Origin of the sequence: Streptomyces ipomoeae 91-03, assembly GCF_000317595.1 — a bacterium.
GTDB lineage: Bacteria > Actinomycetota > Actinomycetes > Streptomycetales > Streptomycetaceae > Streptomyces > Streptomyces ipomoeae.
This window is the reverse complement of the sequence record NZ_AEJC01000110.1, coordinates 1-13,441: the sequence shown is the minus strand read 5'-3', so window position 1 is coordinate 13,441 and position 13,441 is coordinate 1. Positions and strand designations below refer to the sequence as shown.

Annotated in this window: 13 protein-coding genes; 6 read left to right on the top strand and 7 right to left on the bottom strand. The window is 72.1% G+C overall.

What is annotated here, in order from left to right; all coding sequences use genetic code 11:
* Positions 1-45: 45 nt before the first annotated feature.
* The 4 genes from STRIP9103_RS07330 to yczE all read right to left on the bottom strand — a co-directional run bounded on the left by STRIP9103_RS07330 (position 46) and on the right by yczE (position 3,518).
* Complete coding sequence (locus tag STRIP9103_RS07330; RefSeq protein ID WP_003977404.1) at positions 46-420, bottom strand: RNA polymerase-binding protein RbpA; 375 nt, start codon at positions 418-420, stop codon at positions 46-48.
* 278 nt (positions 421-698) lie between these two features.
* Positions 699-2,063: an MFS transporter gene (locus tag STRIP9103_RS07325; protein ID WP_009302047.1), complete on the bottom strand. Its 1,365-nt coding sequence runs from the start codon at positions 2,061-2,063 to the stop codon at positions 699-701.
* A gap of 40 nt (positions 2,064-2,103) precedes the next feature.
* Positions 2,104-2,871 (bottom strand): glycerophosphodiester phosphodiesterase, encoded by a 768-nt coding sequence (locus STRIP9103_RS07320; RefSeq protein WP_009302057.1) that lies wholly within the window; start codon positions 2,869-2,871, stop codon positions 2,104-2,106.
* Entirely contained in the window at positions 2,868-3,518 is a 651-nt protein-coding gene (gene yczE / locus STRIP9103_RS07315) for a membrane protein YczE (protein ID WP_009302025.1), read from the bottom strand. The genes STRIP9103_RS07320 and yczE overlap by 4 nt, the downstream gene beginning before the upstream one ends.
* Before the next feature lie 99 nt (positions 3,519-3,617).
* On the opposite strand from yczE, the gene STRIP9103_RS07310 reads away from it, so the two are divergent.
* On the top strand, positions 3,618-5,117 hold the full coding sequence (locus STRIP9103_RS07310) for an SCO1417 family PLP biosynthesis transcription factor (protein ID WP_048819865.1): 1,500 nt from the start codon (positions 3,618-3,620) through the stop codon (positions 5,115-5,117).
* 118 nt (positions 5,118-5,235) lie between these two features.
* Here the strand turns inward: STRIP9103_RS07310 and STRIP9103_RS07305 are convergent, their stop codons facing one another.
* Together STRIP9103_RS07305 and STRIP9103_RS07300 are read right to left on the bottom strand one after the other, a co-directional pair.
* Positions 5,236-6,840, bottom strand: coding sequence for an ATP-binding protein (locus tag STRIP9103_RS07305; protein ID WP_009302048.1), 1,605 nt, complete (start codon positions 6,838-6,840; stop codon positions 5,236-5,238).
* Between the two features lie 46 nt (positions 6,841-6,886).
* Positions 6,887-7,081 (bottom strand): hypothetical protein, encoded by a 195-nt coding sequence (locus STRIP9103_RS07300; protein WP_009302029.1) that lies wholly within the window; start codon positions 7,079-7,081, stop codon positions 6,887-6,889.
* A gap of 329 nt (positions 7,082-7,410) precedes the next feature.
* Between STRIP9103_RS07300 and STRIP9103_RS07295 the strand changes: the two genes are divergently transcribed.
* From STRIP9103_RS07295 to STRIP9103_RS07275, 5 genes are all read left to right on the top strand, one after another.
* A complete protein-coding gene (locus tag STRIP9103_RS07295) occupies positions 7,411-7,803 on the top strand; it encodes an ankyrin repeat domain-containing protein (RefSeq protein WP_048819864.1) in 393 nt (130 codons plus the stop codon).
* Positions 7,804-8,105: 302 nt separating this feature from the next.
* Positions 8,106-9,524, top strand: a complete 1,419-nt coding sequence (locus STRIP9103_RS07290; RefSeq protein WP_009302062.1) for a HEAT repeat domain-containing protein — start codon at positions 8,106-8,108, stop codon at positions 9,522-9,524.
* A gap of 139 nt (positions 9,525-9,663) precedes the next feature.
* Positions 9,664-10,794, top strand: coding sequence for a glycosyltransferase family 4 protein (locus STRIP9103_RS07285; RefSeq protein WP_009302027.1), 1,131 nt, complete (start codon positions 9,664-9,666; stop codon positions 10,792-10,794).
* Positions 10,791-11,975 (top strand): glycosyltransferase, encoded by a 1,185-nt coding sequence (locus STRIP9103_RS07280; RefSeq protein ID WP_009302059.1) that lies wholly within the window; start codon positions 10,791-10,793, stop codon positions 11,973-11,975. Before STRIP9103_RS07285 ends, STRIP9103_RS07280 begins: the two co-directional genes overlap by 4 nt.
* A complete protein-coding gene (locus STRIP9103_RS07275; protein ID WP_009302053.1) occupies positions 11,972-12,820 on the top strand; it encodes an SGNH/GDSL hydrolase family protein in 849 nt (282 codons plus the stop codon). Before STRIP9103_RS07280 ends, STRIP9103_RS07275 begins: the two co-directional genes overlap by 4 nt.
* A gap of 155 nt (positions 12,821-12,975) precedes the next feature.
* On the opposite strand, the gene STRIP9103_RS07270 is transcribed toward STRIP9103_RS07275, so the two are convergent.
* Positions 12,976-13,441, bottom strand: a 466-nt coding sequence (locus STRIP9103_RS07270) for a 5-oxoprolinase subunit C family protein (RefSeq protein WP_009302050.1), incomplete at its 5' end; no start/stop codon positions are given.

Genomic DNA, 13,441 nt, shown 5'->3' with positions numbered 1-13,441 from the left:
CGTCGGCTTTGGTTGTGCCGTGTGCCCGGCTGACCCCCGGAGGGGTTACGCCGACTTGCGGCTGTCTCGCGGATGTACCGCGATGTTCATCGCGCCGGAGCGGAGAACGGCCAGGCGCTCCTCGAGGACCTCTTCGAGTTCCTCGCGGGTGCGCCGCTCCATCAGCATGTCCCAATGCGTACGCGCGGGCTTGGCCTTCTTTTCCTCAGGGCCGTCGCCGTCCACCAGGAGTGCCTGGGCCCCGCAGACCTTGCACTCCCACTCCGGCGGGATCTCCGCCTCGACCGAGAAGGGCATCTCGAAGCGATGCCCCTTCTCGCATGCGTACTCCACGGCCTGGCGCGGAGCCAAGTCGATGCCGCGGTCCGTCTCGTAGCTGGTCACCACGAGGCGCGTGCCGCGAAGAGCTCGCTCACTCATGAATCGTGCCTCCCGGGCTTGTCGCCCACAGGACAGGTGTCGCTGTCGTCGTCATCCGGTCAACGTCCGGTCGGCGGTAAAGATTCCCGTTCCGTGTCCCGTTCCGGGTCATGCGTCGCCGTCGTAGCCGCAGCCTTGTCAACCAGTGCAGTACCCACCGGCGCCCGGTTTGTCACATCTGACAGCAGATGTCACCCAGCGTTTCGGCATCTTTGACGCGCAGTAACGGTACGCCTGGCAGGCCAAACGCGTACACTACAGCGCTTTCGCTCCGGGCGCTAAATCCTCTCGGGTACGGGATTGCCCGCGTCGCTGATCGCCCGACGCACCGGGACCCTCGCGAGCAGGGCGAATCCGATGACGAAGAAGGCGACCAGGGAGATGATCGCGTCCCGATAGCTTCCGGTCAGCTGGTAGGTCAGACCGAACAGCAGCGGGCCGAGCCAGCTCATGCCGCGGTCGCTCATCTCGTACGCCGAGAAGTACTCGGCCTCCTTGCCGGGCGGGACGAGGTGGGAGAAGAGGGAGCGGGACAGGGCCTGGCTGCCGCCGAGGACCAGGCCGATCCCGGAGGCCAGGACGAAGAACCAGACCGGTGCCTCGGCGGGGAGGAAGTAGCCGGCGGCGAGGATCAGGGTCCAGGCGATCAGGGAGCCGAGGATCGTGCGCTTCGCGCCGTACGTGCGGGCCAGGCGGCCCATGGCCAGGGCTCCGGCGACCGCCAGCACCTGCACCAGCAGGACGGCCACGATCAGTGTGGACTGTCCGAGGTCCAGTTCCTCGGAGCCGTAGACGGAGGCCTGGGAGATCACGGTCTGGATGCCGTCGTTGTAGACGAGATACGCGAGGAGGAAGCCGAGGGTCAGCGGATGGCGGCGCATGTCGCGGACGGTCGCCGCGAGCTGGCGCAGGCCGGGGGCGGTGGCCTCCTGGGCGCCGGTCGTCCCGTGCGCCGGGTCCCGGCGGTCGCGCAGGCGGCTCAGGGGGATGAGGGTGAAGGCGCCCCACCACAGTCCCGCCGAGGCCAGGCAGATACGGACCGCCATGCTCTCGGAGACACCGAAGGTGTCGTGGGCGGTGAAGAGGACCAGGTTCGCGACCAGGACCAGGGCGCCGGCCGCGTAGCCGAAGGCCCAGCCCCGGGAGGAGACCGCGTCGCGTTCCTCCGGGGGTGCGATCTGGGGCAGGTAGGAGTTGTAGAGCATCATCGCGACGGACTGCGCCGCGTTCGCCATGACCAGGAGCACGCCGCCGAGGAGATAGCGGTCGCCGTCCAGGAAGAACATGCCGGCGGTCGCGGCGGCCCCCAGATAGGCGGCGGCGCCCAGGAGGGGCTTCTTGCGGCCGGTACGGTCGGCGGCGGCGCCCACCAGGGGCATGATCGCCACCGCGATGATCACCGACAGGGAGACCGAGTACGCGAAGAACGAGCCGGCGCGGACCGGGATGCCCAGCGGATGGACGTAACCGTCCGAGTCGGCGGCGGACTTGGCGACCTCGGTGAGATACGGGCCGAGGAACACGGTCAGGACGCTGGTCGAGTAGACCGAACAGGCCCAGTCGTAGAAGTACCAGCCGCGCTGCTCGCGCCGCCGGTCGTCGGCCTCGTCGGCCGCGCCCGTCCGCACGGTGTCGGTGCCCACCCGTGCCCTCGCTTCCCCGTGAACGGGCCGCGCGAAGGCGTCAGACCCAGGTACCCCGGTCCTCGAGCACCTTGCGCAGCGTGTCGATGTGATCGGTCATGATGCCATCGACGCCCAGGTCCAGGAGGCGGTGCATACGTTGTGGTTCGTTCACGGTCCACACATGGACGTGCAGCCCGCGTGCGTGGGCGGCGCGCACGAACCGGCTGTCCACCACCGGCACCCCCGACTGCGACTCCGGCACCTGCGCGGCGATCGCCGAGCGACGCACCGTGGCCGGCACACCCCAGGACCGCAGCCGCAGCCCCAGGACGCCGCTCGTACCGTACGACGTGGCCAGGCGCGGACCGGCCAGACGCTGGGCGCGCGCCACCCGGGACTCGGAGAACGAGCCGACACAGACACGGTCCCAGGAGTCGGTGCGGGCGATCAGATTGAGCAGCGGGTGCAGGGCCAGCTCCGCCTTGATGTCGATGTTCCAGCGGACCTCGGGGAAGGTTTCCAGGAGCTCCTCGAAGAGGGGGACCGGTTCGACGCCCGCCACGCGCGCGTGCCGTACGTCCTTCCACAGCAGGTCCGCTATCCGGCCCGCCCCGTCGGTCACCCGGTCCAGGGTCGCGTCGTGGAAGGCGACGAGCTTGCCGTCACGGGTGGCGTGCACATCGGTCTCGATGTACTGATAGCCCAGCTCCACCGCGCGCCGGAACTGGGCCATGGTGTTCTCCAGGCCGTCCGCCGCCCCGCCCCGGTGGGCGAAGGCGATCGGGCCCGGATGGTCGAGGTACGGGTGGCGTTTGACGGCGGTCACCGGTGCAGTATGGCCCCCTTCGATGGCCCGGTGGCAACGACCGTGCTGCCGCCGGACGTGGGGACGGCGAACACACGCAGGAAGAGCTGGGCGAGCGGGCCGATGGAGAGCGCGTAGAGAAGGGTGCCCACGCCGACCGTGCCGCCGAGCACGAAGCCGGTCGCGACGACGGTCAGCTCGATGGCCGTGCGCACCAGACGGATCGACAGGCCGGTGACCCGGTTCAGGCCGGTCATCAGCCCGTCGCGGGGGCCGGGGCCGAAGCGGGCCGCTATGTAGAGGCCGGTCGCCGCGCCGTTCAGGACGATCCCGGTGACCATCAGCAGGATCCGCGCCGCCAGGCTTCGGGCGTCGGGGGTCATGGCCAGGGTGGCGTCCATGGCGGCGCCGATCACCAGGACGTTGGAGATCGTGCCGAGACCGGGCCGCTGGCGCAGCGGGATCCACAGCAGCAGGATCGCGGCACCGACGATGGTCAGGACGACACCCATCGACAGACCGGTCCGTTCGGCGAGCCCCTGGTGGAGCACGTTCCACGGTTCGAGGCCGAGGCCCGACCGGACGAGAAGCGCCGAGCTCACGCCGTACAGCGTGAGACCGACGTAGAGCTGCGACAGCCGCCGCGCGAGATGCCCGTGAGCGGACAAAGGTGCCCCCCTGTGGTGGTAGTGGCCTGACACATGTCACCCTGTGGCTTGAGGGACGATGCCATCCAAGGCCAATTCGGGGAAGGTGGACTGGAAAACGTGTCTCAGTGGACTTCGGCAGTGGGGGCCGCCCAGCTCGCCCGCATGCTCAACTCCCAGCAGGACCGCCCCAGCGGCCCCGGCAGCAAGCGCCCGCCCGCCTACCGCGCGCTCGCCGACGGCGTCCGGGTGCTCGTCCTCGAAGGCCGCGTGCCCGTCGCCGCCCGGCTGCCCGCCGAGCGCGAACTGGCCCTGGCCCTGTCCGTCAGCCGTACGACCGTCGCGGCGGCGTACGAGGCGCTGCGCACGGAGGGGTTCCTGGAGTCCCGGCGCGGGGCGGGCAGCTGGACCGCCGTACCGGCGGGCAAGCCGTTGCCCGCGCGCGGGCTCGAACCGCTGCCGCCCGAGGCGCTCGGCTCCATGATCGACCTGGGCTGTGCGGCCCTGCCCGCGCCCGAGCCGTGGCTCACCCGGGCCGTACAGGGCGCGCTGGAGGAGCTGCCGCCGTACGCCCACACGCACGGGGACTATCCGGCCGGGCTGCCCGCGCTCCGCTCCATGCTCGCCGACCGCTACACCGCGCGCGGCATCCCGACCATGCCCGAGCAGATCATGGTGACGACCGGGGCCATGGGTGCCATGGACGCCATCTGTCACCTCTTCGCCGGGCGCGGCGAGCGGATCGCCGTGGAGTCGCCGTCGTACGCCAACATCCTGCAGCTGATGCGGGAGGCGGGGGCCCGGCTGGTCCCGGTCGCCATGGCGGACGGGCTCGTCGGGTGGGACATGGACCGCTGGCGGCAGGTGCTGCGGGACGCGGCGCCGCGACTCGCGTATGTCGTCGCCGACTTCCACAATCCGACCGGGGCGCTCGCCGACGAGGACCGGCGTCGGGGGCTCGTCGACGCCGCCCGGGCCGCCGGGACCGTGCTCGTCGCCGACGAGACCATGTCCGAGCTGTATCTCGACGCCGATGTGGAGATGCCGCGGCCCGTGTGCGCGTTCGACCCTGCGGGGTCCACCGTCATCACCGTCGGGTCGGCCAGCAAGGCGTTCTGGGCCGGGATGCGGATCGGGTGGGTGCGGGCCGCGCCCGAGGTGATCCGGAGTCTCGTCGCGGCCCGGGCGTACGCCGATCTGGGGACGCCGGTGCTGGAGCAGCTTGCCGTGAACTGGCTGATGAGCACCGGGGGGTGGGAGCGGGCCGTGGGAATTCGACGGGAGCAGGCCCGCGAGAACCGGGACGCGCTCGTCGCCGCGGTGCGGCGGGAGCTGCCCGACTGGGAGTTCTCGGAGCCTCGGGGTGGGCTGACGCTGTGGGTCCGCACGGGTGGGCTGTCCGGGTCGCGGCTTGCCGAGATGGGGGAGCGGGTGGGGGTGCGGGTGCCCTCCGGGCCGCGGTTCGGGGTGGACGGAGCCTTCGAGGGGTATGTGCGGCTGCCGTTCACGGTGGGCGGTGCGGTGGCCGAGGAGGCGGCGGTTCGGCTGGCGGCGGCGGCACGGTTGGTGCGGGACGGGGCGACCGGGGGGAACGAGGGACCGCGGACGTTCGTGGCGTGACGGGGCGCCGGCTGTCGGGGTGTGGCAGCCGGGGTCGCGCCCCTTTGAGGGGCGCGGGGAACTGTGCGATCAGCCACACATCACCTGTAGTTGCCGAAGTACCAGGCACCCCGAGCTGTCAGGCGCCCGGCTGTTCCACTGCGGCGGCCTTCGTCAAGGTCGCGGTGGCCGGTGTCGTGTGTGGTGGGAGCAGGGACAGGACTGCCTCGCCATGGGGTTCCGGGGTGTCGGGCGCGTAGGGGTCAGGGGTGGCCGGGACCTGGAGGCGGAGGGTGGGGCCGGGACCCAGGCGGGCGTAGCCGCGGCCCGGAGGGACGTCGGGGGTGGGGGTGGTCGGTGGGGGCGCGCCCAGGACCGTTTCCACTTGCTCGCGGGTGGCCGGGCCCAGGACCACTCGGGCGCGGGTGTGTTGGCGTACGGCGTCCGTGAGGGCGTCCAGGTGGTCGAACTGTTCGGCGACCACCACCGTGACATTGGCCGCGCGGCCGTGGCGGAGGGGGACCTGGAGGAGGGACTGAGGGTCGCGCCCTCCGTCGGCGGCGGCGAGCTGGATGAGCGCGCTCGGGCGGTCCAGGAGGAGCCAGAGAGGGCGTTGGGTGTCGTCCGGTGAAGAGTGACCCGCCTGGCGGGCGACGTTCGTGGCGATCAGGCGGCGTTCCGTTTCCTGGGCCGCCCATTCCAGGCCGGCCAGGGCACCGGTCAGGCCGCACTCGATGGCGAGGACGCCGTCCCGGCCGGCCAGACAGGCGTACTCGCCGCTGCCGCCCCCGTCGACGATGACGACGTCGCCGTACTGGAGGACCTGGAGGGCGATCGAGCGAAGCAGGGTGGTCGTGCCGCTGCCCGGCTCGCCCACGGCCAGCAGATGTGGCTCCGCGGAGCGGACGCCGGTGCGCCAGACGACGGGCGGTACGTCGCGTTGTTCCTTGTCGGAGGAGAGGGGGTCTCCCGAGAAGAGGGGCAGAGTGCGCTGGACATGGGTGGCGTCGGTGAAGCCGAGGACCGTCTCGCCCGGTGCCGTGACAAAGCGCTGCGCGGCGATGTCGGTGGCGAGCGGAGGGAGGACGGTGACGGTGAGCTCGTTGCCCTCCTCGTCCCATGTGAAGCGGTACTCCCGGCCGCGGCCCGCCTTGGTGTGCAGCAGGTGTTCGATGCGGGTGCGGGCTTCGGCCTCGCCGTCGGTGAAGTACGCGGGGTAGCGGATCAGCAGATGGGAGACGCGGCCGGTGCCGTCGAAGGCGTAGGTGGGGAAGGCCTTGTCCCAGGCGCCGCCGTGGGAGTAGAGGGGTTCGGGGTCGTCGGCTGTCGAGAAGTAGGGGACCAGGGCCTCGTAGAGGGACCGCAGGCGCTGGGCCTGGGACTCGTCGGGGCCGGCGGACTCCGAGTCCGCTGGGGCGCGGCCCGCCCAGGCTGCCGCCGCCATCAGGGCGATGACGGCGAGCAGCGGTCCGTACGGCACCAGGGTCACGACCAGGAGCACCGAGGAGGCCAGGAAGAGCAGTGACCCCCGCCGGTCCCGGGGGGTCTCGGCCCAGCGGCGTCGTCCGGCCGCGGCCAGCCGGCGCAGTCCACGGCTGATCGCGATCAGCGGGTGGAGGACGTCGGTGGCGCCGTCGGCCGCCGTCCGGGCCAGCTCCCGGCTCCTGGTCAGACGCGCACTGCCACTGTTCAGAACGCGCGCGCCGCCACTGCTCAGAACGCGAGGGAGAGGGACCCGGGCCACGGCTGTCTCCTGGAGGTGTGTACGGGTGAGGGGCCTGCGGACGGGCTCAGAACTTGATCCCTCCGAGGAGGCTCGCGAGGCTCTCGCCGCCCGCCGTGATGCTCGGGGCGATGCCCGTACTGGCGAGGTAGAAGCCGAACAGCGTGACGACGATGCAGTGCGAGGCCTTGAGGCCGTCCTTGCGGAAGAACAGGAAGACGATGACGCCGAGCACGACGACGCCTGAGATGTTCAGGATCATTTGGGCTCTCCTGGTTGATGGGGACAGTCACCATGAGTTCTTCCAAGGTCACACCATGTATCTATACGATTAAAGGTGCGAATGGGTGAAATCTGGCGGATTTCACCCGGGCGGTCGAAGGCATCCCGGCCCGTCCGGGCTGGGCTGTTGCGTCCCGGCGGAGTCGGTGTGATCTTTGCCTCGACCGTGACCGCTCATGTGCCCGCGGAGCCAGTACCCTGGCGATTCACCCGTACGGCGCCACGGTCCGCCGAAGTAGGCTCCTGAGGTGCATGTGTTCTCAGGCGTGACCCGTAATCCCTAGCTCGCAGTGAGAGGTGGTCCCGGCGATGAGCGAAGCCCCCGACCCCGAGGTCGTGGAGCTGGCGACCAAGATCTTCGATCTGGCCCGGCGGGGCGAGACCGAGGCGCTCGTGGCGTACGTCGACGCGGGTGTTCCGGCCAACCTCACCAACGACCGCGGCGACTCGCTCGTGATGCTCGCCGCGTATCACGGTCACGCCGACGCGGTACGGGCTCTGCTGGACCGCGGCGGTGCGGCCGACCGCGTCAACGACCGAGGCCAGACTCCCCTCGCGGGGGCGGTTTTCAAGGGTGAGGGGGACGTCATCCGCGTCCTTCTGGAGGGCGGTGCGGATCCGCTCGCGGGCACTCCGAACGCCGTCGACACTGCACGGATGTTCGGCAGGGCTGAACTGCTCGAACTGTTCGGCGCACACTGATCCACATGTTCTGACCAGGTAAAACAACACATACGGGGGAGGCGGTAAAGGGCCGCCGGAAATTTCGGTCGCGGCAGGAAGAACCGCCGGGTCATCATGACGTCGTGATTCACGGACGCGATGGCTGGGCAGGTGTTGCCGCACCGCGCGGGCCGTGATGCGGTCCGCATGGGCCACCGACGAGAGGCAGAGGAAGATGGTCTACAGCAAGCAAGAGACGGCGGGCGCCCCGACGTGTTGTCACGCGGCCAGGTAGTGCACGATCCCCGGTTGCGTCGACGCTTGATGTGAGGCTGTTTCCCATGTTCGAACCGGTCATAGCGCCCAGCGGTACGCTGCTCGGCCTGCTCCAGCGGGGCCGCGGCGACGGCACGCTGCACGCGCTCACCGCCCCGCGGGCCGAGGCGCTCGCGGCGCTGAACCACTGTGTGCTGAGCGACCCCCGCCACGACTGGCAGGTGGAGAACCGCTCTTTGTACTACGCCCGGCTCTACCTCGATCTGAACGGCGAGCTCGACGAGATCGAGCGGCACCTGTTCGACGCCGAGGACGTGCTCGACACCTGCGAGTCCCGCACCGGACTCGCCCTCGCGGTCCTCGGGCACCTCGCCTCGTACGGCAGACGGGACGCGCTCGAACTGTTGCGCAGGTACGCCGCCGTGGGCACCAACTGGGCGTGGGCCCTGGACGAGCTGGCCCTCAGAGACGACGACGAAGGCCTACGGGCCCTCGCCGAACCCGTCCTGGCCCGTTTCAGCACCGATCCCGAAGGTGAGGCCGAACTCGCCGCCACCGTCCGGGACGCCTTCGAACCCCGGCCCTGGCGGCTGTGGGCCGACGACCCCCGCGAAGAGATCGCCGCACGCGTGCGTGCTGCCCAGGAGGTCGGCTCGTTCGACCGCTGGCAACGGCAGATGCGCCCCGGCGGACCCCGGCCGGAGTGGAGCGTCAGCGCCGTGTTCGAGTGGGCCCAGCAGGGCATCGAACGCGGAGCCGTACTCCATGTGCCGGCCGCCCGGTGTCTCGCGGCCGTCGCGGCTCCCGAGGACCGGCCGGAGATCCTGGAGGCCGCCCGGTCCGGCGACGACGGCGCCCGCTGTACGGCACTGCGCTACCTCGCCGACGGCAACGATCCCGACGCCCTCGACCTGATCGAGGGCGCGATGACCGACGGCACGGCGATGGTCGTCGAAGCCGCCGTGGCCTCATTCGAACGCATGCGCAGCGTGGCCGCCGTCGACCGGGCCCGCGGCTGGGTGCACCGGCCCGACGCGCTGGGCGCCGCCGCCGGGCGCGTGCTCGCTTGCCGGGGCGGCGCGCAGGACAGCGACCTGGTGCTGGGCGCCCTCCGCGAGGCCGTACGCGGTGAGGGACCCGACGCGCCCACCCTGTGGACCCTCGTGGACGGCACCGGACGGCTCGGCATCACCTGTGCCGCACCCGTGCTGCGCCATATCTACCGCGAGACCGCCTCCTCCCACCTCCGCGGTCGCGCCGCCCGCGCGCTCGCCGCCACCGACCCCTCCTTCCCGGCCGGATTCGCCGTCGAGTGCCTCTGGGACTGCGAGGAGACCACCCGCGAGATCGCCGCCCGGTACGCCGAGACAGGCGACGCCCGGGTCGTCGACCAACTCCGCCGACTGGCCGCCGACCCGGCCGAGGAGGCCGAGGTCCAGACAGCCGTACGCAGCCGGATGGGCCCTGACATGCCCGCGATGTGAACATGGGGTGACTCGGACGTCAGGACGGCATGGACACGACCTGACCTGGAGAAGTGCGCAGCGCAACGCTCATGGGACGTTCCCCGGGCGGAAAGATCCACGTTGACGCGGCCACGTCCAGCACGACGACAACACCGGTATGCGTGTCGTCATCGTGACCGAGTCCTTTCCCCCCGATGTGAACGGCGTGGCCCACTGCGCCTGGCAGACCGCGCGGCACCTTGTCGCGCGCGGCCACTCCCCACTCGTCGTGGCCCCGGCCACCGCCCCTGGCAGCGGAGCCGGCGCCGATCTTCAGGCGCCGTGCCCCGTCGTCCGAGTCCCGTCCCTTCCGCTCCCGGGCTACCCCCAGGTCCGTGTCGCCCTGCCCAGTCGCAGAGTCGCCGCAGCGATCGTCGAACACCGGGCCGACATCGTCCATCTGGCCAGCCCTTTCGTCCTCGGGGTGCGCGGCATGGCAGCCGCCGCGCGCCTCGGCATACCCGCCGTCGCCATCTATCAGACCGACCTCGCCGGCTACGCCCGCACCTATGTGCACGCCGGTGAGGCGGCGGCCTGGCGGCGCATCCGCTCCGTGCACGCCGCCGCCGACCGCACCCTCGCCCCGTCCAGCGCGGCCCTGCACGACCTGGAGGCCCACGGAGTGCCCCGGGTCAGCCTGTGGCCCCGTGGCGTCGACACCGTCCGCTTCCGCCCCGAACTGCGCGACGAGGCGCTGCGCCGCGAACTCGCGCCCAACGGCGAGGTGATCGTCGGCTACGTCGGCCGCCTCGCCCCCGAGAAGCACGTCGAACTGCTGTCCGGCGTGTGCGGGCTGGACGGCGTACGCGTCGTCGTCGTGGGCGACGGCCCCAGTGAACCCGGGCTGCGCGAGACCCTGCCCGGCGCCGTTTTCCTGGGACGCCGCACCGGCGACGACCTCGCCCGGATCTTCGCCTCGCTGGACATCTTCGCCCACACCGGCCCGTTCGAGACCTTCTGCCAGACCGTGCAGGAGGCCATGGCCGGCGGCGTGCCCGTCGTCGCGCCCGCCGCCGGAGGCCCGCTGGATCTCGTGACCCACGGCCGCACCGGTCTGCTGGTGCCGCCGCGCGACGCCGCGGCCGTACGGGACGCCGTGCGGTCCCTGGTCGCCGATCCGGGGCTGCGGATCGCGTACGGGGCCGCCGGTCGCGCCATGGTGGAGGGGCGCACCTGGGAGGCCGTGGGGGATCAGCTCATCGGGCACTACGCCGATGTGCTGGCGGCGCGGACGGCGGTGGCGGTGTGAGCGCACCGACGGACGGCCTGCGGATCGTACGGCTCGCCAACTTCGTCGCACCCGCCTCCGGAGGGCTGCGCACGGCACTGCGCGAGCTGGGCAAGGGATTCAAGGAGGCCGGACACGAGCCCGTGCTCGTCGTGCCCGGCGAGCGGCACACCGACCGCGAGACCGAGCAGGGGCGGGTCATCACCCTGCCCGGTCCGCTGCTGCCCGGCACCGGCGGCTACCGCGTCCTGACCGACAAGCGGCGGGTGGCCGGCCTCCTGGAGTCGTTGGGCCCCGACCGGCTGGAGGTCTCCGACCGCACCACCCTGCGCTGGACCGGCGCGTGGGCCCGGCGCGCCAGGGTGCCCGCGGTGATGGTCTCCCACGAGACCGCCGACGGCGTGCTGCGCACCTGGGGCCTGTCCGAGAACATGGCCCGGCGCACCGCCGACGCCCTCAACGTCCGCACGGCTCACACCTACTCGCGCGTCGTGTGCACCACGGAGTTCGCGGAGCGCGAGTTCGTACGGATCGGCGCCCGGAACGTCGTACGCGCCCCGCTGGGCGTCGACCTCGTCGGGCGCCACCCCGCGCTGCGGGACCCGGGGCTGCGGGAGCGGTACGCGCGCGTGGGCCGCGTGGACGATGTGCTGCTGGTGATGTGCTCCCGGCTGTCGGTGGAGAAGCGGCCCGGCACGGCGATCGAAGCCCTGGAGGCGCTGCTGCGGCGCGGGCGGCGGGCCGTACTGGTCGTCGCCGGGGACGGGCCGCTGCGGGGCCGGCTCGAACAGCGGGCGAAGGGGCTGCCGGTGACCTTCCTCGGGCATGTGGCCGACCGCGACACGCTGGGGGCGCTGCAGGCCTCCGCCGATGTGTGCCTGGCGCCCGGGCCCGCCGAGACGTTCGGGCTCGCCGCGCTGGAGGCCATGGCCTGCGGTACGCCCGTGGTGGCCAGCTCCTCGTCCGCGCTGCCGGAGGTCGTCGGCTCGGCCGGGGCGACGGCCGCGGACAACGGGGAGTCCTTCGCGGACGCGGTCGAGCAGCTGCTGGACCGCCCGGAGCGGGACCGCAGGGAAGGCGCACGCGTGCGTGCCGAGTGCTTCAGCTGGCGGACCGCCGTGGACGCGTTCCTCGCCGCGCACGACGCGCCCGTCGGACGCCCCGAGCAGCCGGTGCGCACGATACGGGAGGGCGTCGGATGAGAGCCCTGCGTTTCGTGGCGCTCGGCGACTCCCTCACCGAAGGCGTGGGGGACCCGGTCGGCGACGGCCGGCGCGGCTGGGCCGCCCTCCTCGCCGACGGGCTCGGCTCATCCGTGGAGTTCATCAACCTGGCCCTCAGCGGCTCCCAGACGCGTGAGGTGCTGGAACAGCAGCTGCCCGCCGCGCTCGACCTCCGGCCGGACGTCGCCTCCGTCGTCATCGGCGTCAACGACACCCTGCGCTGCACCTTCGACATCCACGCCGTCGCCGCCCGCCTGGACAAGGTGTACCGGGCCTTCCGGGAGCGGCAGACGGTGCTGCTCACCGCCTGCCTGCCCGACCCCGGCGCGATGCTCGGCCTGCCCGGGGCGCTCGCCAGGCCGCTCGCCCGGCGGCAGCGGGCCGTCAACACCGTGGTCCACGCCCTGTCCGAGCGCTACGGGGCGGTCCATCTGCACGCCTCCGAGGGCGCCTGGCTGACGGACCGCGCGATGTGGAGTGTGGACCGGCTGCATCCCGGCGAGCGGGGGCACCGGCAGCTCGCCGTCCGCTTCCATGCCCTCCTCGCGGAGGCGGGGATCGCGACGGGGCCCGCCCCGTCCCCCGAACCCGAGTTCCCCGCGCCCACCCGCACCGCCGGCCTCTGGTGGCTGGCCACGGCGGGCACGGGCTGGGTCGCCCGGCGCTGCACCGACCTGCTTCCCCAACTCCTCACCCTCGCCGCCGCCGAGGTACGCCACAAGGCGCGCGGCACGAGTGCCCGGCTGGATCTGTCGGCCTCCCGAGCGGTGGCGTCGGCGCTGGCGGCGCTGTCCGTGTCGGATCATCAGCCGGAGGCCGCTTGAGACGGCTTGAGAGGCGGTTTGCTTGAGCGGCGGTTCGAGGTCGGCTCGACCGCCTTGAGGGTGCTTGGGCGGCTTGACGGCTTGAGGTGGTTGCGGCGGCGGGCGTACGCGGCTCAGGGGGCGATGTACCGCGGTCCAACCGCGTGTGCGACCGGTCAGCGGCGGCGTACCGTCACGAACCGCACCGGTGTCCCGGGTGTGGCCTGGGCGGCGGCGGGCAGGTCCGCCGGGTGGACGACCGCGACCACCGGGTAGCCCCCGGTGGTCGGATGGTCGGCGAGGAAGACGACCGGGCGGCCGTCCGGCGGCACCTGGACGGCGCCCAGCACCATCCCCTCACTGGGCAGTTCGCCCGGCTTGGAACGTTCCAGGGCGGGGCCTTCCGTGCGCAGGCCGATGCGGTTGCTCGCGGCGGAGACGGCATAGGGGCGCGTGACGAGGGTGCGCAGGGCCGCCTCCGTGAACCAGTCGTGGCGCGGGCCCAGGGTGACGCGCAGGACGAGTTCCGAGGGCGGCGCCGGATGCGGAACGACGTCCACGCGCGCGTGCGCCCCCGTAGGGCGTCCCAGGGGGAGCACGGTGCCGTCCGTCAGCGGTGGTGGGCCCAGGCCCGACAGCAGA

Bases quoted from the DNA above. Each gene is read 5' to 3' on its own strand.
- STRIP9103_RS07330 (WP_003977404.1), bottom strand. From the start codon at position 420: ATGAGTGAGCGAGCTCTTCGCGGCACGCGCCTCGTGGTGACCAGCTAC.
- STRIP9103_RS07300 (WP_009302029.1), bottom strand. From the start codon at position 7,081: ATGATCCTGAACATCTCAGGCGTCGTCGTGCTCGGCGTCATCGTCTTC.
- STRIP9103_RS07295 (WP_048819864.1), top strand. From the start codon at position 7,411: ATGAGCGAAGCCCCCGACCCCGAGGTCGTGGAGCTGGCGACCAAGATC.
- STRIP9103_RS07290 (WP_009302062.1), top strand. From the start codon at position 8,106: ATGTTCGAACCGGTCATAGCGCCCAGCGGTACGCTGCTCGGCCTGCTC.
- STRIP9103_RS07285 (WP_009302027.1), top strand. From the start codon at position 9,664: ATGCGTGTCGTCATCGTGACCGAGTCCTTTCCCCCCGATGTGAACGGC.
- STRIP9103_RS07275 (WP_009302053.1), top strand. From the start codon at position 11,972: ATGAGAGCCCTGCGTTTCGTGGCGCTCGGCGACTCCCTCACCGAAGGC.